Here is a 21,241-nt window from a genome sequence, read left to right on the forward strand (position 1 = left end):
TTTATTTTTACTTATTAGTTCTGTAAAGTCATGATCTGAAAAATTTAAATAATAATGATCAATTTCATCTGAATCAAAAAAAGGTCGTAATTCTTTTTTTACAACCTTTTTATTATCAGATTTTATTGTCTTGGAGTTGTTACAGCTTAAAGTTATAATTGCTGTAATTATAAAAATATACTTCTTCAAATTTTTCTATTTAAAAATCTTAGAACCTCAGAACCTTAGTGCCTCAGCACCTTTTAAAAATATACTCTCACAAAAGGCATAAATGCTGAACCATAAAGACTTTTTTCATCATTAAACAAAACATCGTAACGTGCCCCTATTGTAACGTTTCCGGTTCTGTATCCGGCTCCGAGATATAAGGCCGTATTCCAGAAATTATCTGAAAATGCCGGTCTGTAATTGGTTGCTTCATAATCTGTATTGACGCGCACCTGTTCTAATTCTGCAGAAAGTTGAACTTCAGGGATCGGATTCACAAGGCCAATCAAACTTCCGCCGTAAACAAATGAATCGTAGTAGTTTTTTGAAGCCAGATAACCAAACTGTAATCCGACACCAACAGCAACAATTTCATTAACATTGTAGATAGCGCTTGGCATAACTGAAATGTCGGTATATCCGGAACCAATTCCGAGACCAATCCCTCCTCCAAACTGAACCTTCTCCCAAAAATGATTATTGTTATCTATAACATAATTTTGTTGTGCAGAGGCATAACTTGAAAATAACACTGTCAATATCACAAAAAGAGATTTGCAATCGATTGAAAATACAATTCTATTCATACTTAACGTTTATTTTAACAAATTTTTACGTAAAAGTACTTAAAAAAAAGATTTAAATAAATGCGATTGTTGTACTTTTGCCATTCTATTAAACAAAAAGTATATTCAACTAATATTATGGATAGGTTTTCATTTTTAAATGCAGCGCATACAGAGTTTTTCGCACAGTTATATGATCAATATTTAGTAAACCCGGACAGTGTTGAGCCAAGCTGGAGAAGTTTTTTTCAAGGTTTTGACTTTGGAATGACGACTTACAATGACGAAAATCCGGTTCAACAAATTGTCGAATATGTAAACACTAATACTGATTACAGTCAGGTTTCAGAAAAACTTAAGAAAGAATTTAATGTTCTAAAATTAATTGACGGATACCGTACACGCGGGCATTTGTTTACTAAAACAAATCCTGTTCGCGACCGTAGAATTTCTTCTCCGAGTTTAGATATCGAAAATTTCGGATTATCAGCTGCAGACCTTTCAACTGTTTTTGATGCTGCTCAGACAATCGGAATGGTACCTTCTTCTTTGCAGGATATCGTAAATCGCCTTAAAGCTATTTACTGTCAGCATATTGGTATTGAATATATGTACATCAGAAATCCCGGTGTTGTAAAATGGATTCAGGATAAACTGGCAGTAAATGTTAACCAGCCAAGTTTTTCCGGTGACGAAAAGAAAATCATATTAGATAAATTAAACCAGGCCGTTTCTTTTGAGAACTTCTTACATACCAAATATGTAGGTCAGAAAAGATTCTCATTAGAAGGTGGTGAAACCATCATTCCTGCATTAGACGCCTTAATCGAAAAAGCGGCTGAAAAAGGTGTTGAACAATTCGTAATGGGAATGGCTCACCGTGGTCGTTTGAACGTTTTGGCAAACATCTTCGGAAAATCTACTCAGGATATCTTTGGTGAGTTTGACGGAAAAGATTACGATCAGGAATATTTTGACGGTGACGTAAAATATCATTTAGGTCTTACTGCCGACAAGAAAACAAGATCAGGAAAAAGCATCAATATCAACTTAGCACCAAACCCTTCTCACCTTGAAACGGTTGGAGCTGTTATTGAAGGAATTACCAGAGCAAAACAAGATAAATATTACGCAGATGATTTCTCAAAAGTATTACCTATCGCCGTTCACGGTGATGCTGCAATTGCAGGTCAGGGTATTTTGTATGAAATCATTCAGATGGCTCAGCTTGATGGTTACAAAACCGGAGGTACCATTCATATTGTAATCAATAATCAGGTTGGATTTACAACTAACTACTTAGATGCCCGTTCATCTACTTACTGTACAGACGTTGCCAAAGTTACGCTTTCGCCGGTATTACACGTAAATGCTGATGACGCTGAAGCTGTTGTACATGCCGTTTCTTTCGCATTAGATTACAGAATGGAATTTGGCCGTGACGTATTTATTGACTTATTAGGATACAGAAAATATGGTCATAACGAAGGTGACGAACCTCGTTTTACACAACCGGTTTTATATAAAATCATTGCAAAACATAAGAATCCAAGAGATATTTATGCTGAGAAATTATTATCTGACGGCGTAATTGATGCTTCTTATGTAAATGCTTTAGAAAAAGAATACAAAACTGATTTAGAGGAGAATTTAGAAGCTTCCCGTAAAAAAGATTTGACTATCATTACTCCATTCATGAAAAACGAATGGGACGGATTTGTTCAGGTAACAGATACGCAAATGCTTGAAAAAGTAAATACTACTTTTGACAAAAAAGGACTGGATTCGATTATCAATACAATCTCAACATTACCTTCAGATAAAAAGTTCATCAACAAAATAACCAAAATTGTTACGGACAGAAAAACAGGATACGACAATAATACTATCGATTGGGGAACTGCAGAAGCACTGGCATACGGTTCGCTTTTAACAGAAGGATTTGATATTCGTATTTCAGGTCAGGACGTTGAACGTGGTACATTCTCTCACCGTCATGCTGTAGTTAAAGTAGAAGATTCTGAAGAAGAAGTAATTCTATTAGATGCTATCGAAAACAAAAAAGGAAAATTCGGCGTATTCAATTCACTTTTATCAGAATATGGAGTTCTTGGTTTTGATTACGGATATGCATTGGCAAATCCAAAAGCATTAACAATCTGGGAAGCACAATTTGGAGATTTCTCTAACGGTGCACAAATTATGATTGACCAATACATTTCTTGTGGAGAAGATAAATGGAACAACCAAAATGGTATTGTTTTATTATTGCCTCACGGATATGAAGGACAGGGAGCTGAACACTCTTCTGCAAGAATGGAACGTTACTTACAACTTTGCGCAAGACAAAATATGTATGTTGCAGATTGTACAACGCCAGCCAACTTCTTCCACTTGTTGAGAAGACAGATGAAAACGAATTTCCGTAAACCTTTGGTAGTTTTCTCTCCAAAAAGTTTATTGCGTGACCCAAGATGCGTATCAACAGTTGAAGAATTAGCAAACGGAAGTTTCCAGGAAACAATTGACGATACTACGGTAAACAAAAAAGACGTTAAAACTTTAGTTTTCGTTACAGGTAAATTCTACTATGATATTACTGCAGAAAGAGAAAACAACGGAAGAAAAGACGTTGCAGTTGTTCGTATCGAGCAATTATTCCCATTGCCGGTTGAGCAATTAAAAGCAATTATCGCTCAATATCCAAATGCAGATGATTATGTTTGGGCACAGGAAGAGCCTAAAAACATGGGAGCTTACAGCTTTATGTTGATGAACTTTGACCTTGTAAAATGGAGATTAGCGTCATTAAAAGCATATGCTGCACCAGCATCAGGAAGTTATACACGTGCAAAACGTCGTCATGCAGATGCAATTAGAATGGTTTTCGATAAAGATTTATTCAGATAAAAAAATGTTTCAAGTTTCTGTTCCTATAGCTATCGGGACTGAAACCATAAAAACCTTAAACAAAAACAAAGATGATTTTAGAAATGAAAGTCCCATCACCAGGGGAATCAATAAAAGAAGTTGAAATTGCAACTTGGTTAGTAAAAGACGGAGATTATGTAGAAAAAGATCAGGCTATAGCTGAAGTTGATTCAGACAAAGCTACTCTTGAATTACCTGCTGAAATGAGCGGTATAATTACACTAAAAGCTGAAGAAGGTGACACAGTAGCTGTAGGTGCTGTAGTTTGTTTAATTGATACAGATGCTGCAAAACCTGCAGGGGACGCTCCGGCAGCACCAGCGGCTGAGGCAACAAAAGCGGAAGCTCCAAAGGCAGAAGCTCCAAAAGCGGAAGCTCCGAAAGCAGCTCCGACTCCGGCAGCAGCACCAAGTTATGCAGCTGGAACTCCATCTCCTGCAGCAAGAAAAATATTAGACGAGAAAAATATTGCTCCGGCAACAGTTTCAGGAACTGGAAAAGGAGGAAGAATCACTAAAGATGATGCTGTAAATGCAGTACCTTCAATGGGAACTCCAACAGGAGGAAGCCGTGGGTCTGAACGTACAAAATTATCAATGTTACGTCGTAAAGTAGCAGAAAGATTAGTTTCGGCTAAAAATGAAACGGCTATGTTGACTACTTTCAACGAAGTAAACATGACGCCAATCAACCAAATTCGTAATGAATACAAAGATGCTTTCAAAGCAAAACATGGTGGTCTTGGTTTAGGTTTTATGTCATTCTTTACAAAAGCAGTTACAAGAGCTTTAGAATTATATCCGGATGTAAACTCAATGATGGATGGTGATTACAAAATCGCTTACGATTTTGCTGATATCTCTATCGCAGTTTCAGGACCAAAAGGATTAATGGTTCCTGTTGTTCGTAATGCTGAACTTTTAACTTTCCGTGGAATTGAAGCTGAAATCAAAAGATTGGCTTTAAGAGCTCGTGATGGTCAAATTACAGTAGACGATATGACTGGAGGAACTTTTACAATTACAAACGGTGGAGTTTTCGGAAGTATGTTATCTACTCCAATCATCAACCCTCCTCAATCAGGAATCTTAGGAATGCACAACATTATTGAGCGTCCGATTGCTGTAAACGGAAAAGTTGAAATTCACCCAATGATGTATGTTGCCCTTTCTTACGACCACAGAATCATCGACGGACGTGAGTCAGTTGGTTTCCTGGTTGCTGTGAAAGAAGCATTAGAAAATCCACTAGAATTATTAATGAATGGCGATGCTAAACGTGCTTTAGAATTGTAATCAGAATAATTTTCAATATAATTTAAAACCTGTTCATTCATTTGAGCAGGTTTTTTTTATTTAAATCAAACAATTAAAACCACTTTTTCTCATTAAAAAATAATCGATTGAAAAATTATTTAGAATAAATAAGAATAACTTGGATTATTAGCAACCAACTACTACATTTGCGCTATTAAAATCAATTCTAAATAAAAATGAACTTTAAATCTATACTTTCTATATTAAGTTTCTTCTTCATTTTGTGTGCCTCAAATACAATGTCAGCACAAGAAAAAGCAACTATAAAAGGACAAATAAGCCTATCAAATAATGAAGCTGCCGACAACGTTTCTGTAGTTCTAAAAGGAACTAAAATTGGAACTGTAACTGACAATCTGGGATTTTATGAAATAAAAAATATTACTCCGGGAAATTACACGATTCGAATTTCTGCTGTTGGTCATTCATCAAAAGAAGAAAATATTAATGTAAATGAAGGTGAAGTTTTAACAAAGAATTTTACTATTATCAATAATTCAGAGCAATTAGAAGAAATTTTTGTAAAAGGAAACGCTAATAAATATACAAAATCTGAAAGCAGCTATGTTTCTAAAATGTCTATTAAAAATCTTGAAAACTCTCAGGTTTATAGCGTAGTTACTAAAGATTTAATGAAAGATCAATTGGTAGTTAATCAAGACGAGGCTTTAAAAAACGTACCGGGTTTATACCAGCTTTGGTCTTCAACAGGTCGTGTTGGTGATGGTGGATCTTACTTTTCGATGCGAGGATTTGTAACTCAAAGTTTATTAAGAAACGGAATAGCCGGAAAAATTACAAATAACGTTGATGCTTCAAACTTAGAAAGATTAGAAAGTATTAAAGGCCCTTCGGCAACATTATTTGGCAGCTTATTGACTTCTTATGGAGGATTAATTAACAGAGTAACCAAAAAACCAACTGAACAATTTGGTGGAGAAATTTCATATCAATCGGGAAGTTATGGCTTAAACAGGTTAACTGCTGATGTAAACACTTCCTTAAATGATGACGATACTGCACTTTTGAGAATAAATGCAGCTTACAATAATGCAAATACTTTTCAGGATTACGGACACACAAGAAGCTATTTCTTTGCTCCTTCTTTCTCTTATAAAGTAAATGATAAATTAACAATATCAATTGATGCTGAATTATCTAATGTAGATGCTTCATCAATGCCATTAATATACATTCCTTTTGGAGCAACACCTGATCTTCTTGGTTTACATGATGCAAAAGACATCAAAATGAACTGGAAAAGATCATTTACTGGTGGTGAATTCATGATGAATACTAAAACGAGTAACATTTTTGCACAGGCAGATTATACAATGTCAGACAACTGGAAATCTCAAACTGTTTTAAGTACCAGTACAAACCAGTCAGAAGGGCCACAAACATGGTTTTATTTATTAGGAAATAACAAAATGTCCAGAAACGTATGGAATATTGACGGACGTGATAACATTTTGGAGTTTCAACAAAACTTCAACGGAGAATTTGATTTATTTGGAATGAAAAACAGAGCCTTGATTGGTGGTGATATATATCGTTTAGAAAGCAAAACAGGTTATGGATATTTGCCAACATTCTTCCTTTTTGACGAAGTAGATTATACTGCAGCAAATGCAAATTATTATGATTTTAATCCTAAAGCAGCAGAAGCACGTTTTGCTCAGGGAACGTCATACAAAGCAATTACAACTTTAACAACTTATAGTGCTTATGTAGCAGATGTTGTAAATGTAACCGATAAGTTAATTCTTTCTGCAGCTTTGCGTTTTGATCACTTCCAAAATGACGGAACTTTTGATCCGGCTGCTAATACACAAGCAGGAGATTATTCTCAAAATGCATTGTCTCCTAAATTTGGTTTAGTTTATCAAATTGTAAAAGACCAGGTTTCTATCTTTGGAAATTACCAAAACAGTTTCAAAAATGTGGGATACTTAATGACTACAGGAGGAACTATCGAAGCTTTTGATCCTGAAAAAGCAAATCAATTTGAGGCAGGGGTAAAACTAAACGCCTTTCAAAATAAATTAAGTGCAACTTTAAGCTATTACAACATCGAAGTAAAAGACATTGTAAGAACAGGGCCAGTTGCAAACACAAATGTTCAGGACGGAAATCAGACAAGTAAAGGTTTTGAAGCTGAGATTACTGCAAACCCTGTTTCAGGATTAAACTTCATTTTTGGTTATGCTTTCAATAATAGTAAATTAAATGAAGCAAACCCGGAAGTAAACGGACTACGTCCGGAAACTGCAGGTCCGGAAAACTTAATAAACTACTGGATCAGTTACAGTTTACAAACTAGTAAATTAAAAGGTTTAGGGTTTGGTTTCGGAGGAAATTTTGCTGATAAAACATACGCATTCAACAGAAATGTTACTGACACAGCAACAAACACAACGACAACTCAGACATTTACATTGCCATCATATGCGGTTGTAAATGCTGCTTTATATTATGATCAGCCTAAATACAGATTATCATTAAAAGTAAACAACTTAACAAACGAATTATATTTTAACGGATATACCACTATTAACGTTCAGTCGCCAAGAGTGTTCATGGGATCTGTTGCTTACAAATTCTAATATAGTATCAAAAAACACCTTTCTCATAAGAAAGGTGTTTTTCAAATTTATAAAATCATGATAACAATAGCCAGTCTTCTCGTTTTTATCTCCTTTTATATGTTTTATTACACTTCAAAGAGAGCAGTCCTTTCTTATGATTATGGTATTGAGAAATGGATGAATAATAATCCTAAGGAAACCAAAATTTCAGGATTAGTTTTACTTCTCTGTTCTTATTCGTTGTGGCTAATCAGTAAATCATTAGGATCAGGCACTTTGTTTTTCTTTATTCAGTTAATGACTATTGGAAGCCTGATTGTTATTTTATCACCTTTAAAGGTTTTAAACAGTAAAACTGTCGCTGTACTTTTTGTATTGGCCGGACTATTAGAATTTTATTACTATTAAATATGCCTGCAAATCCTAAATATCTGACGAAGTCAAAGTGGCAGCGTTTTCTCAAAATAACAGCTGCTATACTTGGTGGCTATTTTGTTTCTGTAACTTTTCATTTGGCCCTAGCTTCATGGCTGAACCGTGCTAATGTACTTATAACAATGGCTTATAGTGGGTTTATCCTTTGGGTTGTATTAATGGTTATTGCATTTCTTGCCAAAAGCGGCTGGAAAATCTGGGGAATTTATTTATTGCTTACCTTACTTTTTTGTGGTATTATCTATTTTGGTCAAACCGCTAACCCAATTATCAAATAATTCATGAATAACAGAAACTATAATATCTATTTTCATACGCATACTGTAAGTGGTATTGTTATTAGCGTTGTATTATTTGTCATTTTCTTTGCCGGGTCATTTTCTTTTTTCAGAGACGAGATCATCAATTGGGAACGCAGTGAATCTGTTATGCAAACCAAGGAAATTGAGCTTGACTATGATACTGCATTAAAAACGTTAGACAAAAAACATATTTTAGCAGGACGAAATATTTCGATTTCAAAAGCCAGTAACGAGAGACGTGTCAATGTTTATATGGAAGGAACCCAGGATACTTTGGCTCCCGCCAAACAAAAAGAGGGACAATTCTTTTATTTAGACACTAAAACTTTTAAAACCGAGACTTACGAAGAATCCTATTCGCTAGGTGAATTCCTGTACCGCCTTCACTTTTTAGCACAAGTACCTTATCCTGTTGGTTATTATCTTTCAGGTTTTATCGCATTGTTTTTCTTATTTGCGATCATAACCGGAGTATTACTGCATTGGAATAAAATTATTTCTAATTTTTACATTTTTCGCCCTAAAGAAAAACTAAAAACATTGTGGACAGATGCTCATACCGCTTTAGGAATGATTGGTCTGCCGTTTCAGTTTGTTTATGCTGTTACCGGAGCTTTCTTTATGATTAAACTGGTAATTGTTGCACCGGCTGTAATGGCTTTATACAAAGGAGATGACACCAAATTGTACGAAGATTTAGAATATAATGAACCTGCTTTTAAATTTGAAAATAAAAAAACAGCCAATCCTTTCAGTATAAATGAATTTGTAGCCAAAGCAAAAAGCAACTGGAAAAATTTTGAAATTACAAGCGTCGAAATTAAGAATTACGGCGATGCTAATATGCATATCCTGGTTGATGGAGAAATGCCATATGACCAAAAGTTTACTGCTGTTGGAAAAGTAATTTACAAAATTGCAGACGGCAAAATTATTGCAAAAAAAGATCCGATTACAGAAAACAAGTATTTGGATGTGGTAAAAAATGTTTTATACCGAATTCACTTTGGTGATTATGGTGGCTATGCTTTAAAAATCATCAGTTTTATATTGGGAATTATTACTTGCTTCGTTATAATTTCAGGAGTTATGATTTGGCTGGTAGCAAGGGATAAGAAAAACATGCCGGAAAAAAAACGCCGTTTTAATAATTCAGTTGCCCGTATTTATCTGGCCATTTCTTTGAGCATGTATCCTGTAACTGCTTTAGCATTTATTGGTACCAAAGTATTTCATCCTTTAGGACAGACTAATATTTACAGTCTTTACTTTATCACCTGGCTGGTATTAATCATATTCTTCCTTTTAAAGAGAGATATTAACTTCACCAATAAGTGGAGTTTAATTTCAGGAAGTATTTTAGGATTTTTAATCCCAATTGCAAATGGCATCTGTACAGGAAACTGGTTTTGGAAAACTTTTGCAGCAAATGAAGTTCAGATCTTTTTTGTCGATATTTTCTGGATTGTACTGGCTTCTATTACCTTGTATGTTTCATTTAAACTGAAAAAAGTAAAAAGTGAATAATTTTTCACACCATTATAGAAAAACCCGGACATACTCCGCGTTTTTTATTTTCCTTAGAAAAAATGAGACAAAAAAAAACCGCTCCAGATACGAAGCGGTTCTTTTTTATTTTTTGAAATTTTTAGTTTCTATTTGCTAAAGCATTTTTCTGTAAATTTTTAACTGAAGTAACTTTGCTGTTCTCATAAGAAACTTCACAAAGGTTTTTTTCATTAAAAAATACCCATTTTCCCGTTTTCAATCCGTCTGTGTATTCTCCCACGGCAACCTTATTTCCTTTTTCATCATACGATACCCAAACACCATCCAGTTTACCATCCTTAAAGAAGCCTTCCTGCTGAACATTACCATTTTCATAATAATATGTAGCTTTTACTTTATTTCCCACAGCTTCTAATTCTGGCTTTACCTCTTGTGCAACTAAAATTCCAGAGAACATCATTGCAACTAAAATCACACACTTTTTCATATCTTTAGGTTTTTAATGTTATCAAATCGTTATCAAATATAATTAAATGTTTACATTAAAAAAACTTTTACTTAACAATTTGGTAACATTGACTAAAAGCTTAACATTGGGAAATCCCTGAAAATAAAAAAACCAACGCTTAAGCATTGGTTTTACTGATATTTTAGAAAAAAATCAATTTTACGATAACGTTATAAATTTCGTAAATATTTTAGTTCAATAATGAATCTAACTGTGTTAAAAGTTCTGGAGATGAAGGTCTTGAAGCATTAGAATTGACAACTTTACCTTGTGGATCAATCAAAATAAATCGTGGAATAGAAATCACATTATAACTTATTGCAAAATCAGATTTCCATTCATTATCAGCCAAAAGCTGGATTCCTCCAAGTTGCTTATCGGTTACAAATTTTTGCCATTTATCATGGTCTTTTGGAGCATCAATTGAAACGCTCACAAATTCGATATTTTTTCCGTGATATTTTTCTTCTACTTTTTGAAGAAAAGGAATTTCAGCACGACATGGCCCGCACCAAGTTGCCCAAAGATCAATATAAACATATTTCCCTTTTAATTCTGATAATTTTGTTTTTCCTCCTTTATGGTTTTCAAATTCGAAATCTGGTGATGCTGTATTGTTCAATTTCGCTATTTTCATCACTTGGTCACGATGTTCTGTAATTTCAGTAATCGCTTGCTGTCCATTTTCAGTTTCAATTTTTACAAACTCAGAATCCAATTCCTTATTATTTAATCGGGCTGCATCAGCTGCTTTTTTGGCATCAATTAATTTATTAAAAGCTGCATCATCTAAATTTACAACACTATTATCATAAAGTTTCTCATCGGCCAGAATACGCTGTGCCAAAATATTGTTTTCTAAACTTCCTTTACCTTTATAAACTATTGATTCATCAAATTGTTTAGCATCCATCTTAAGCTTTATATCATAGCCATTTTTCAAAAACAATTCGGTTGATTCAACACCGTCATACATACGGCCTCTTCCTCCGTTCAATACTAAAGTATCTTTAAAAATACCTTTTGCATTAACATAAATCGTCTTAACAACTTTTCCGTCATTAATAATCTTGATAATATCGCTATTTCTATTTGCAATATCTGCTTCAAAAGTGACATATTTTTTAGATTGAGCACTGATATTCAAAGCACTAAAAAGGACTAAACCGGCAATAAAAAATTTCTTCATAGATAATAAGGTTTCTTTTTGGTGTATCAAATCTAAAGAAATTAGAATTGCAAATTTAACAATTAACAAAATATTTCAAATTTATATGCAGCAACTTAGCACTTTACTATATTATTTTATTTTTTGTGTTTACTTTTGCAGTCTAAAATTTAGATCATGTATAGAAGTCATAATTGTGGCGAATTAAACGCCTCAAATATAAATACCGAAGTTACGCTTGCGGGCTGGGTTCAAAAATCACGCGATAAAGGATTTATGAATTGGGTCGATCTGCGCGACCGTTACGGAATTACACAGCTTATTTTCGACGAGAGCCGTACCGATAAAACTGTTTTTGAACTGGCAAAAACTCTTGGTAGAGAATTTGTAATTCAGGTAAAAGGAACTGTTATTGAGCGTGAAGCGAAGAACAAAAATATTCCGACTGGTGAGATTGAAATTTTAGTTTCTGAATTGACGATTCTAAATGCAGCGCTTACGCCTCCATTTACAATTGAAGATGAAACTGACGGTGGTGAAGATATCAGAATGAAGTACCGTTATTTAGACATTAGAAGAAATCCTGTAAAAAACAGTTTGCTTTTCCGTCATAAAGTAGCGATGGAAGTTCGTAAATATTTATCTGATTTAGATTTCTGCGAAGTTGAAACTCCTTATTTAATCAAATCAACTCCCGAAGGAGCAAGAGACTTCGTTGTACCAAGCCGTATGAACGAAGGTCAGTTTTATGCATTGCCCCAGTCACCACAGACTTTCAAACAACTTTTGATGGTGGGTGGAATGGATAAATATTTCCAGATTGTAAAATGTTTCCGTGACGAAGATTTACGTGCAGACCGTCAGCCAGAGTTTACACAGATTGATTGTGAAATGGCATTTGTGGAGCAAGAAGACATTCTGAATGTTTTTGAAGGATTGACAAGACATTTATTAAAAGAAATTAAAGGTATAGAAGTAGATAAATTTCCAAGAATTACTTACGACTATGCCATGAAAACATATGGAAATGACAAACCTGACATTCGTTTCGGAATGGAATTTGGTGAACTGAACGAATTTGCACAACACAAAGATTTCCCGGTATTCAATGCTGCAGAATTAGTCGTTGGAATCGCCGTTCCCGGAGCAGGAAACTATACCCGTAAAGAAATTGATGGTTTAATTGACTGGGTAAAACGTCCTCAGGTTGGTGCATCCGGAATGGTGTACTCAAAATGCAATGATGACGGAACTTTTAAATCTTCTGTAGATAAGTTTTACGATCAGGATGATTTAGGGAACTGGGCAAAAGCAACAGGAGCAAAACCAGGCGATATGATCTTCGTACTTTCCGGTCCTGCAAACAAAACACGTGCGCAGCTTTCTGCACTTCGTATGGAATTAGCAACCCGTTTAGGATTGCGTAAACCGGAAGAATTTGCACCACTTTGGGTTGTAGATTTCCCATTATTAGAACTAGACGAAGAAAGTGGTCGTTACCACGCGATGCACCATCCTTTTACATCTCCAAAACCAGAAGACATGGCTTTGTTAGAAACTGAACCAGGAAAAGTTCGTGCAAATGCATATGATATGGTATTGAATGGAAATGAAATCGGTGGAGGATCAATTCGTATTCACGATAAAGCAACTCAGCAATTAATGTTTAAATATCTTGGATTTACCGAGGAAGAAGCAAAAGCACAATTTGGTTTCCTAATGGATGCATTTCAATTTGGAGCGCCTCCCCACGGTGGATTAGCTTTTGGATTAGACCGTTTAGTAGCTATTTTGGGCGGACAGGAAACGATTAGAGATTTTATTGCATTCCCTAAAAACAATTCAGGCCGTGATGTCATGATTGATGCTCCGGCTGCAATTGATGATGCACAATTACAAGAACTACATATTAAAGTTGATTTGGCATAAACCAATCAATTCTTACAGAAAAAAACGCAGCTAAATGTTTAGCTGCGTTTTTTTATAAATAAAGTCAAAAAGACCATAAATATTTCAACCTCAAAGTCATAAAGTTCCTACTTTTTGAACTATTTTTAATAATGGCCATTTAATAAGTCTTGTAACTTAAACGAACGCAATATAAACAGCAAAAACACTGGAAATCAATAATTTTTACAAAAAATTAACACCTTCTTGTCTTTTGTATGAATTTATATATTACATTTGCTTCATTATAAATTATTATTACAATTACAATGCGTACAGGTACAGTAAAATTTTTCAATGAATCTAAAGGTTATGGATTCATTACAGACGAAGAAACAGGAAAAGATATCTTCGTTCACGCTTCAGGAATTAACGCGGAAGAATTACGCGAAGGTGACCGTGTAAGCTATGAAGAAGAAGAAGGAAGAAAAGGGAAAGTTGCTGCTAAAGTAGCAGTAATCTAAGAAAAATATAGCAATTTATTTTTTTTGCCTCTGAATGGTTTTAAAAACGTTTCGATTTATTTCGAGACGTTTTTTTTTGCCCAAATCTTAAAAAAATACTAAAAAAGCACAAAGTTATTTATAATGAATAAAAATTAGACATAAACGTACTTTTCACACCTACTTATATCTTCATTTAGCTTGTGATTTACAGAGTTGGAAGTTATCTTTGTGGCTTATTTTTTAAGTAAAAACCCTAAGTTTATGCAATCCGATCAATACAGCTATCTTCCTATTTTAATGCAGCTTATTCTTGCTGTTGGTTTTGTAGTAGGAACAATCATTATTTCTGGAAAATTAGGTCCAAAAAGAACTTCTGAAGTTAAAGATAAAAACTTCGAGTGTGGTATCGAATCTGTTGGTAATGCACGTATTCCTTTTTCTGTAAAATATTTCCTGGTTGCAATCTTATTCGTTTTATTTGACGTAGAGGTAATTTTCCTTTATCCATGGGCGGTAAACTTTAAGGATCTTGGAATAGAAGGAATGTTAAAAATGATTATTTTCATGGCCTTGCTTTTAGTTGGTTTTTTCTACATCATCAAAAAGAAAGCATTAGAGTGGGAATAATATCGATTTTAAATTTTAGATTTCTGATTTTAGATTGATATCTTAAATTAAAATTTAAAATTTAAACTCAACTGAATAAATACTGATTTAAAAAATTGATTTTACTTTTTACGATTTCAAAAAAATCCAAAATCTAAAATCAGAAATCTAAAATAAAAATGAGCGATTCAAAAGTAAATATGGTTGCGCCACCGGAAGGAGTTGTAGGAGAAGGATTCTTCGCTACAAAACTAAATGATGTTGTTGGTTTGGCAAGAGCCAATTCATTGTGGCCACTACCTTTCGCAACTTCATGCTGTGGTATCGAATTTATGGCTACCATGGCTTCACATTACGATTTGGCACGATTTGGTTCTGAGCGTGTGAGTTTCTCTCCCCGCCAGGCAGATATGTTATTGGTAATGGGAACTATTTCTAAAAAAATGGCGCCTATTTTAAGACAGGTTTACGAACAAATGTCTGAACCACGATGGGTAATTGCTGTTGGGGCTTGTGCTTCATCTGGCGGTATCTTTGACACCTACTCTGTTCTACAAGGAATTGACAAAGTAATCCCTGTTGACGTTTACGTTCCCGGATGTCCTCCAAGACCAGAACAAATCGTAGATGGTGTTATGAGACTTCAGGATTTAGTAAAAAGCGAATCTGTAAGACGCAGAAGTTCTCCAGAATACCAAGAATTATTAGCATCATACAATATTTCATAAGATGGCTTTAGAAAATACCCAAATTCAAGATAAACTTATAGAAACATTCAATAATGATGTTTTTAACTTTCAGCAGGAAAGAGATATCTTTTCTTTAGAAGCTTCTGCAGATAAAATCACACCATTGATTTTGTTTCTTAAAAACGATCCGGAATTGCGATTTCATTTCTTAACTGATTTATGCGGCATTCATTATCCGGATAATGAAACTGAACGTCAATTTGCAATTGTTTATCATTTACACAACTGGTACGAAAACACACGTTTGAGAATCAAAGTATATATTAACGGTGAAAAACCGGAGATTAAAACTATTTCAAATATCTTCCCCAGCTCAAACTGGATGGAAAGAGAAACATACGATTTCTTTGGAGTTAACTTTATTGGACACCCACAATTGAAACGTATTTTGAATATGGATGAAATGCTTTCTTTCCCGATGAGAAAAGAGTTCCCAATGGAAGACAGCGGAAGAACTGATAAAGACGACAGATTCTTTGGAAGAACAACAACAAATTGCTAAAAATAAATAATTCAACATTATAAAATGTCAGAACTATTATTACCACCAGAGCATCGCTATGCTAAAATAATTAAGGAGAAACTAAACGAAGACGGAAGTGAACTTTCTGTACTGAATTTAGGTCCTACTCACCCGGCTACTCACGGTATTTTTCAGAATATCTTATTGATGGATGGTGAAAGAATACTTGAGGCTGAACCAACTATTGGTTACATCCACAGAGCATTCGAAAAAATTGCCGAAAATCGTCCTTTTTATCAAATCACACCGCTTACAGACCGTATGAACTATTGCTCCTCTCCTATTAATAATATGGGATGGTGGATGACTTTAGAAAAACTGTTAGGTATAGAAGTTCCGAAAAGAGCACAGTATTTAAGAGTTATCGTGATGGAGCTTGCCCGTATTACCGATCACTTAATCTGTAATTCGATTTTAGGAGTTGATACTGGTGCGTATACTGGTTTCCTGTACGTTTTTCAATTTAGAGAAAAAATATACGAAATCTACGAAGAAATTTGTGGTGCCCGTTTAACAACCAATATGGGAAGAATTGGTGGTTTTGAAAGAGACTGGACTCCAGCTGCTTTTGAGAAGCTAGATAAATTCCTTGAAGATTTTCCAGCTGCCTGGAAAGAATTCGAAAACCTGTTCGAAAGAAACAGAATTTTCCTTGACAGAACTGTAAACGTTGGAGCTATCTCTGCTGAACAGGCAATGGCTTACGGATTTACAGGTCCAAACTTACGTGCTGCCGGAGTTGATTACGATGTTCGTGTAGCTCAGCCTTATTCATCATACGAAGATTTCGATTTTATCGTTCCTGTTGGAAAATCAGGTGATACTTACGATCGTTTCTGTGTTCGTAATGCTGAAGTTTGGGAAAGCTTAAGCATCATTCGTCAGGCATTGGATAAAATGCCTGCAGGAAATGAATACCATGCAGAAGTTCCTGATTATTACCTTCCTCCAAAAGAAGATGTATATACTAATATGGAATCTCTAATCTATCACTTTAAGATTGTAATGGGAGAAGTTCCTGTACCGGTTGCAGAAATTTACCACCCCGTTGAAGGAGGAAATGGAGAATTAGGTTTTTATTTAGTTACAGACGGAAGCAGAACTCCATATAGATTACATTTCAGAAGACCTTGTTTTATTTACTACCAAGCATATCCTGATATGATCAAAGGAGCTTTATTATCTGATGCAATTGTTATTTTATCAAGTTTAAATGTAATTGCAGGAGAGTTAGACGCTTAAAAATTTAGATTTTAGATTGTAGAATTTAGATTAAAAAATTTGTGCCTTTGCGCCTTTGTGGCAAAAAAAGAATAAAAATGGAAAGAAAACATTACAAACAAGAAATAAATATGACTGAGGCATTGATCGCTCGTATCAATGAATTAATTAGTCATTATCCGGAAGGCAAACAAAAATCGGCTTTACTGCCTGTTTTGCACGAAGTGCAGGATGCGCATAACAACTGGCTTAGCACTGAATTGCAGGACAAAGTTGCCGAAATTCTTCAGATAAAACCAATTGAGGTTTATGAAGTGGTTACTTTTTATACCATGTTCAACCAAAAACCAATTGGAAAATACATGTTTGAGTTTTGCCAGACATCTTGTTGTTGTTTAAATGGTGCCGAAAATTTAATGGATTATACTTCTGAAAAATTAGGCATTAAAATGGGAGAAACAACCGCAGACGGAATGTTTACCATTGCCGGTGTAGAATGTTTAGGTGCCTGCGGATATGCTCCAATGATGCAGTTAGGTGATTTCTACAAAGAAAAATTGACAGAAGAAAAAATCGATCAGTTAATCGCTGATTGCAGAGATGATAAAATAATATTACACGATAAATAATATGTCACAAAAAATATTATTAGATAAAATCAATATTCCTGGAATTAAAACTTACGAAGTATATCGTCAAAATGGTGGTTATGCTTCTGTAGAAAAAGCTTTAAAAACACTTACTCCGGATGAAGTTACTGAAGAAGTAAAAAAATCAGGTCTTCGTGGTCGTGGTGGCGCGGGTTTCCCTGCCGGAATGAAATGGAGCTTTATTGATAAAAAATCAGGAAAACCAAGACACTTAGTTTGTAACGCAGACGAATCAGAACCGGGAACTTTTAAAGATCGTTATTTGATGGAATACATTCCTCACTTATTGATCGAAGGAATGATTACGTCAAGTTATGCATTGGGTGCAAACCTGTCTTATATCTACATTCGTGGAGAATATATGTGGGTTTACAAAATTTTAGAAAGAGCAATCGCCGAAGCTAAAGCTGCCGGTTGGTTAGGAAAAAATATATTAGGTTCAGGTTACGATCTTGAACTTCATGTTCACTGTGGAGCCGGAGCTTATATCTGTGGAGAAGAAACTGCACTTATTGAGTCTTTGGAAGGTAAAAGGGGAAATCCTCGTATCAAACCACCTTTCCCAGCGGTTTCAGGACTTTGGGCAAACCCAACAGTGGTTAACAATGTTGAAACTATTGCAACGGTGCCTTGGATTGTAAACAATTCCGGTGACGATTATGCAAAAATTGGAATTGGGCGTTCAACTGGAACTAAATTAATTTCTGCTTCAGGGCACATTAAAAATCCTGGGGTTTACGAAATTGAATTAGGTTTAAGTGTAGACGAATTCATGAATTCTGATGAATATTTAGGAGGAATGTCTTCAAGCCGCCCATTAAAAGCATTTGTACCTGGAGGTTCATCTGTGCCAATTTTACCAGCTGAATTGATTTTCAAAACAGCAAACGGTGAAGATCGTTTAATGACTTACGAATCTTTAAGTGATGGTGGTTTTGCTACCGGATCGATGTTAGGTTCCGGAGGATTTATTGTTTACAATGATACTGCTTGTGTGGTAAGAAACACCTGGAACTTTGCTCGTTTTTACCACCACGAATCTTGCGGACAATGTACACCTTGCCGCGAAGGAACTGGATGGTTGGAAAAAATCTTATGGAGAATTGAAAACGGTCAGGGCCGTGAAGAAGATATTGAATTATTGTGGAGCATTCAGAGTAAAATTGAAGGAAACACAATCTGTCCTCTAGGAGACGCCGCTTCCTGGCCAGTAGCAGCAGCGATACGTCACTTTAGAGATGAATTTGAATATCACGTTCGTTTCCCTGAAAAAATCAAAAACAGAGATCACTTTGTTGCTGAACCTTTTTCACAAGTAAAGCATTTAGTAGGCAGACAAACAGTTTAAAAAAATAGTTTAAAGTTTCAAGTTTTTTTTAGTTTCAAGTGAAAACGTGAAACGTGAAACCTGAAACTAAAAAAACAAAAATAAGAGATGAAAGTAACCATAGACGGTCAAAGTATAGACGTAGAGCCAGGAACAACGATCCTGCAGGCTGCACGTATGATTGGTGGAGATTTAGTACCGCCAGCCATGTGCTATTACTCAAAATTAAAAGGCAGCGGCGGAAAATGCCGTTGTTGTTTAGTTGAAGTTTCTAAAGGTAGTGAGGCTGACCCAAGACCAATGCCAAAATTAATGGCATCTTGTGTAACAGGATGTATGGACGGAATGGAAGTAAACAGTAAATCTTCTGACAGAGTAACGGAAGCTCGTAAATCTGTAACAGAATTTTTATTGATCAACCACCCGCTAGACTGTCCAATTTGTGATCAGGCTGGAGAATGTGATCTTCAAAACTTAAGTTTTGAGCACGGAAACCCAAAATCACGTTTTATTGAAGAAAAAAGAACATTTGAACCGGAAGATATTGGTCCAAATATTCAACTACATATGAACCGTTGTATTTTATGCCAAAGATGTGTGCAGGTTGCAGATCAATTGACAGACAACAGAGTTCACGGAGTATTAGATCGTGGTGACCACGCTAATATTTCAACCGGAATTTCTAAAGCAATCGACAACGAGTTTTCCGGAAACATGATTGACGTTTGTCCGGTTGGAGCCTTAACAGACAAAACTTTCCGTTTTAAATCAAGAGTCTGGTTTAATAAACCTTACAACGCACACAGAGAATGTACGACCCCAGGATGTTGTGGAAAAACAACTGTTTGGATGTTTGGTGGAGAAATTCAGCGTGTTACGGGTCGTAAAGACGAATATCATGAGGTTGAAGAATTTATCTGCAACAGCTGTCGTTTTGATCACAAAGACGTTAATGACTGGGTTATTGAAGGACCAAGAGAATTTGAAAAAGATTCTGTTATCAATCAAAATAACTACACTCAAAAATTAGAGAAAGTAGAAATCGCTACAGAAAAGAATATTCTTTTAGGTAGAGATGAAGATCGTAAAAAAATTAGTATGGCTGAAATTCCATTAAATACTAACAACAAAATTTCTTAATGATGGTAGATGGTGCGTTTATTATAGAAAAAAGTGTTGTTATCGTTGTAGTTTTTGCGGTAACCATGATTATGGCGATGTATTCTACCTGGGCAGAGCGTAAAGTCGCTGCTTTTTTACAAGACCGTGTTGGACCAAACCGTGCAGGTTGGGGTGGTTTATTACAACCTCTTGCCGATGGTATGAAATTATTTTCTAAAGAAGAATTTTTTCCAAATACACCAAACAGATTTTTGTTTGTTGTAGGGCCGGCAATTGCAATGAGTACAGCTTTGATGACAAGTGCTGTTATTCCTTGGGGAGACCGACTTCATGTTTTCGGACGTGATGTTATTCTTCAGGCAACAGATGTAAATATTGCTTTATTATATGTTTTTGGAGTTATTTCTGTTGGAGTTTATGGTATCATGATTGGTGGATGGGCTTCTAACAATAAATTCTCATTGATGGGAGCGGTACGTGCAGCTTCTCAAATGGTTTCTTATGAGGTTGCAATGGGATTGTCCATGATTGCTTTATTGATGATGACCGGAACTTTGAGTTTGAAAGAAATCTCAGAACAACAGTCAGGAATGAACTGGAATGTATTTTATCAGCCATTGTCTTTCCTGATTTTCTTAATTTGTGCTTTTGCTGAAACCAACAGAACTCCTTTTGACTTAGCAGAGTGTGAATCTGAGTTAATCGGTGGTTACCATACAGAATATTCATCAATGAAAATGGGATTCTATTTATTTGCTGAATATGCAAATATGTTTATCTCGGCTACAATTATAGCTGTTTTATTCTTTGGAGGATATAATTATCCCGGAATGCAGTGGATGGTAGAAAACGTAGGTGTAAATACCGCTAACGTTTTAGGTATGGCAGTATTATTTGCTAAAATATGTTTCTTTATCTTTTTCTACATGTGGGTTCGCTGGACGATTCCAAGATTTAGATATGACCAGTTGATGCATTTAGGATGGAAGATTTTAATTCCGCTTTCTATTGCAAATATTATTGTGACCGGGATTGTAATTTTAAGACACGATTTAGCTGTTTTCTTAGGGTTCTAAAAACCGGGTGCCTAGCCCTGACAGAAGCGGCATCCTTTATTTTT

The 21,241-nt window shown here is 35.1% G+C and carries 20 protein-coding genes; 16 read left to right on the plus strand and 4 right to left on the minus strand.

The window, feature by feature from the left end; translation table 11 throughout:
• Positions 1–189: hypothetical protein (locus DCO46_RS23040; protein ID WP_207784948.1), on the minus strand; the 189-nt coding region annotated here is incomplete at its 3' end.
• Positions 190–242: 53 nt separating this feature from the next.
• A complete protein-coding gene (locus DCO46_RS05255) occupies positions 243–794 on the minus strand; it encodes a hypothetical protein (protein ID WP_116751518.1) in 552 nt (183 codons plus the stop codon).
• Positions 795–911: 117 nt separating this feature from the next.
• Here DCO46_RS05255 and DCO46_RS05260 point away from each other — a divergent pair, with 117 nt between their 5' ends.
• The 6 genes from DCO46_RS05260 (at position 912) to DCO46_RS05285 (ending at position 9,872) form a co-directional block, all read left to right on the plus strand.
• Positions 912–3,683, plus strand: a complete 2,772-nt coding sequence (locus DCO46_RS05260; protein WP_116751519.1) for a 2-oxoglutarate dehydrogenase E1 component — start codon at positions 912–914, stop codon at positions 3,681–3,683.
• Positions 3,684–3,754: 71 nt separating this feature from the next.
• Entirely contained in the window at positions 3,755–4,999 is a 1,245-nt protein-coding gene (gene odhB, locus DCO46_RS05265) for a 2-oxoglutarate dehydrogenase complex dihydrolipoyllysine-residue succinyltransferase (protein WP_116751520.1), read from the plus strand.
• A gap of 260 nt (positions 5,000–5,259) precedes the next feature.
• Positions 5,260–7,626 (plus strand): TonB-dependent receptor, encoded by a 2,367-nt coding sequence (locus tag DCO46_RS05270; RefSeq protein ID WP_243416255.1) that lies wholly within the window; start codon positions 5,260–5,262, stop codon positions 7,624–7,626.
• Positions 7,627–7,683: 57 nt separating this feature from the next.
• Positions 7,684–8,016: a hypothetical protein gene (locus DCO46_RS05275; protein ID WP_116751522.1), complete on the plus strand. Its 333-nt coding sequence runs from the start codon at positions 7,684–7,686 to the stop codon at positions 8,014–8,016.
• Positions 8,017–8,018: 2 nt separating this feature from the next.
• Entirely contained in the window at positions 8,019–8,321 is a 303-nt protein-coding gene (locus DCO46_RS05280) for a hypothetical protein (RefSeq protein ID WP_116751523.1), read from the plus strand.
• A 3-nt stretch (positions 8,322–8,324) separates the two neighbouring features.
• On the plus strand, positions 8,325–9,872 hold the full coding sequence (locus DCO46_RS05285; protein ID WP_116751524.1) for a PepSY-associated TM helix domain-containing protein: 1,548 nt from the start codon (positions 8,325–8,327) through the stop codon (positions 9,870–9,872).
• 121 nt (positions 9,873–9,993) lie between these two features.
• Here the strand turns inward: DCO46_RS05285 and DCO46_RS05290 are convergent, their stop codons facing one another.
• Together DCO46_RS05290 and DCO46_RS05295 are read right to left on the minus strand one after the other, a co-directional pair.
• On the minus strand, positions 9,994–10,341 hold the full coding sequence (locus DCO46_RS05290) for a toxin-antitoxin system YwqK family antitoxin (protein ID WP_116751525.1): 348 nt from the start codon (positions 10,339–10,341) through the stop codon (positions 9,994–9,996).
• Between the two features lie 211 nt (positions 10,342–10,552).
• The gene (locus DCO46_RS05295) at positions 10,553–11,551 is read right to left on the minus strand and encodes a TlpA family protein disulfide reductase (protein ID WP_116751586.1); all 999 of its coding nucleotides are present in this window, start codon (positions 11,549–11,551) and stop codon (positions 10,553–10,555) included.
• Between the two features lie 156 nt (positions 11,552–11,707).
• Between DCO46_RS05295 and aspS the strand changes: the two genes are divergently transcribed.
• The 10 genes from aspS to nuoH all read left to right on the plus strand — a co-directional run bounded on the left by aspS (position 11,708) and on the right by nuoH (position 21,197).
• Positions 11,708–13,459, plus strand: a complete 1,752-nt coding sequence (gene aspS, locus DCO46_RS05300) for an aspartate--tRNA ligase (protein WP_116751526.1) — start codon at positions 11,708–11,710, stop codon at positions 13,457–13,459.
• Between the two features lie 287 nt (positions 13,460–13,746).
• Entirely contained in the window at positions 13,747–13,941 is a 195-nt protein-coding gene (locus DCO46_RS05305; RefSeq protein ID WP_007137066.1) for a cold-shock protein, read from the plus strand.
• 243 nt (positions 13,942–14,184) lie between these two features.
• Positions 14,185–14,550 carry an NADH-quinone oxidoreductase subunit A gene (locus DCO46_RS05310; protein ID WP_116751527.1) on the plus strand — a complete coding sequence of 122 codons (366 nt, stop codon included), beginning with the start codon at positions 14,185–14,187 and terminating at the stop codon, positions 14,548–14,550.
• A 158-nt stretch (positions 14,551–14,708) separates the two neighbouring features.
• Positions 14,709–15,257 (plus strand): NADH-quinone oxidoreductase subunit B, encoded by a 549-nt coding sequence (locus DCO46_RS05315; protein ID WP_116751528.1) that lies wholly within the window; start codon positions 14,709–14,711, stop codon positions 15,255–15,257.
• A gap of 1 nt (position 15,258) precedes the next feature.
• Positions 15,259–15,780, plus strand: a complete 522-nt coding sequence (locus DCO46_RS05320) for an NADH-quinone oxidoreductase subunit C (RefSeq protein WP_116751529.1) — start codon at positions 15,259–15,261, stop codon at positions 15,778–15,780.
• A gap of 24 nt (positions 15,781–15,804) precedes the next feature.
• The gene (locus DCO46_RS05325; protein ID WP_116751530.1) at positions 15,805–17,043 is read left to right on the plus strand and encodes an NADH-quinone oxidoreductase subunit D; all 1,239 of its coding nucleotides are present in this window, start codon (positions 15,805–15,807) and stop codon (positions 17,041–17,043) included.
• Between the two features lie 77 nt (positions 17,044–17,120).
• Complete coding sequence (gene nuoE / locus DCO46_RS05330) at positions 17,121–17,651, plus strand: complex I 24 kDa subunit family protein (RefSeq protein WP_116751531.1); 531 nt, start codon at positions 17,121–17,123, stop codon at positions 17,649–17,651.
• A 1-nt stretch (position 17,652) separates the two neighbouring features.
• Positions 17,653–19,020, plus strand: coding sequence for an NADH-quinone oxidoreductase subunit NuoF (gene nuoF, locus DCO46_RS05335; protein ID WP_116751532.1), 1,368 nt, complete (start codon positions 17,653–17,655; stop codon positions 19,018–19,020).
• A gap of 87 nt (positions 19,021–19,107) precedes the next feature.
• Positions 19,108–20,139 (plus strand): 2Fe-2S iron-sulfur cluster-binding protein, encoded by a 1,032-nt coding sequence (locus DCO46_RS05340; protein WP_116751533.1) that lies wholly within the window; start codon positions 19,108–19,110, stop codon positions 20,137–20,139.
• Positions 20,139–21,197, plus strand: coding sequence for an NADH-quinone oxidoreductase subunit NuoH (gene nuoH, locus DCO46_RS05345; protein WP_207784949.1), 1,059 nt, complete (start codon positions 20,139–20,141; stop codon positions 21,195–21,197). Before DCO46_RS05340 ends, nuoH begins: the two co-directional genes overlap by 1 nt.
• Positions 21,198–21,241: the final 44 nt, after the last annotated feature.

This window comes from Flavobacterium sp. HTF (genome assembly GCF_003105115.1).
Lineage (GTDB): Bacteria > Bacteroidota > Bacteroidia > Flavobacteriales > Flavobacteriaceae > Flavobacterium.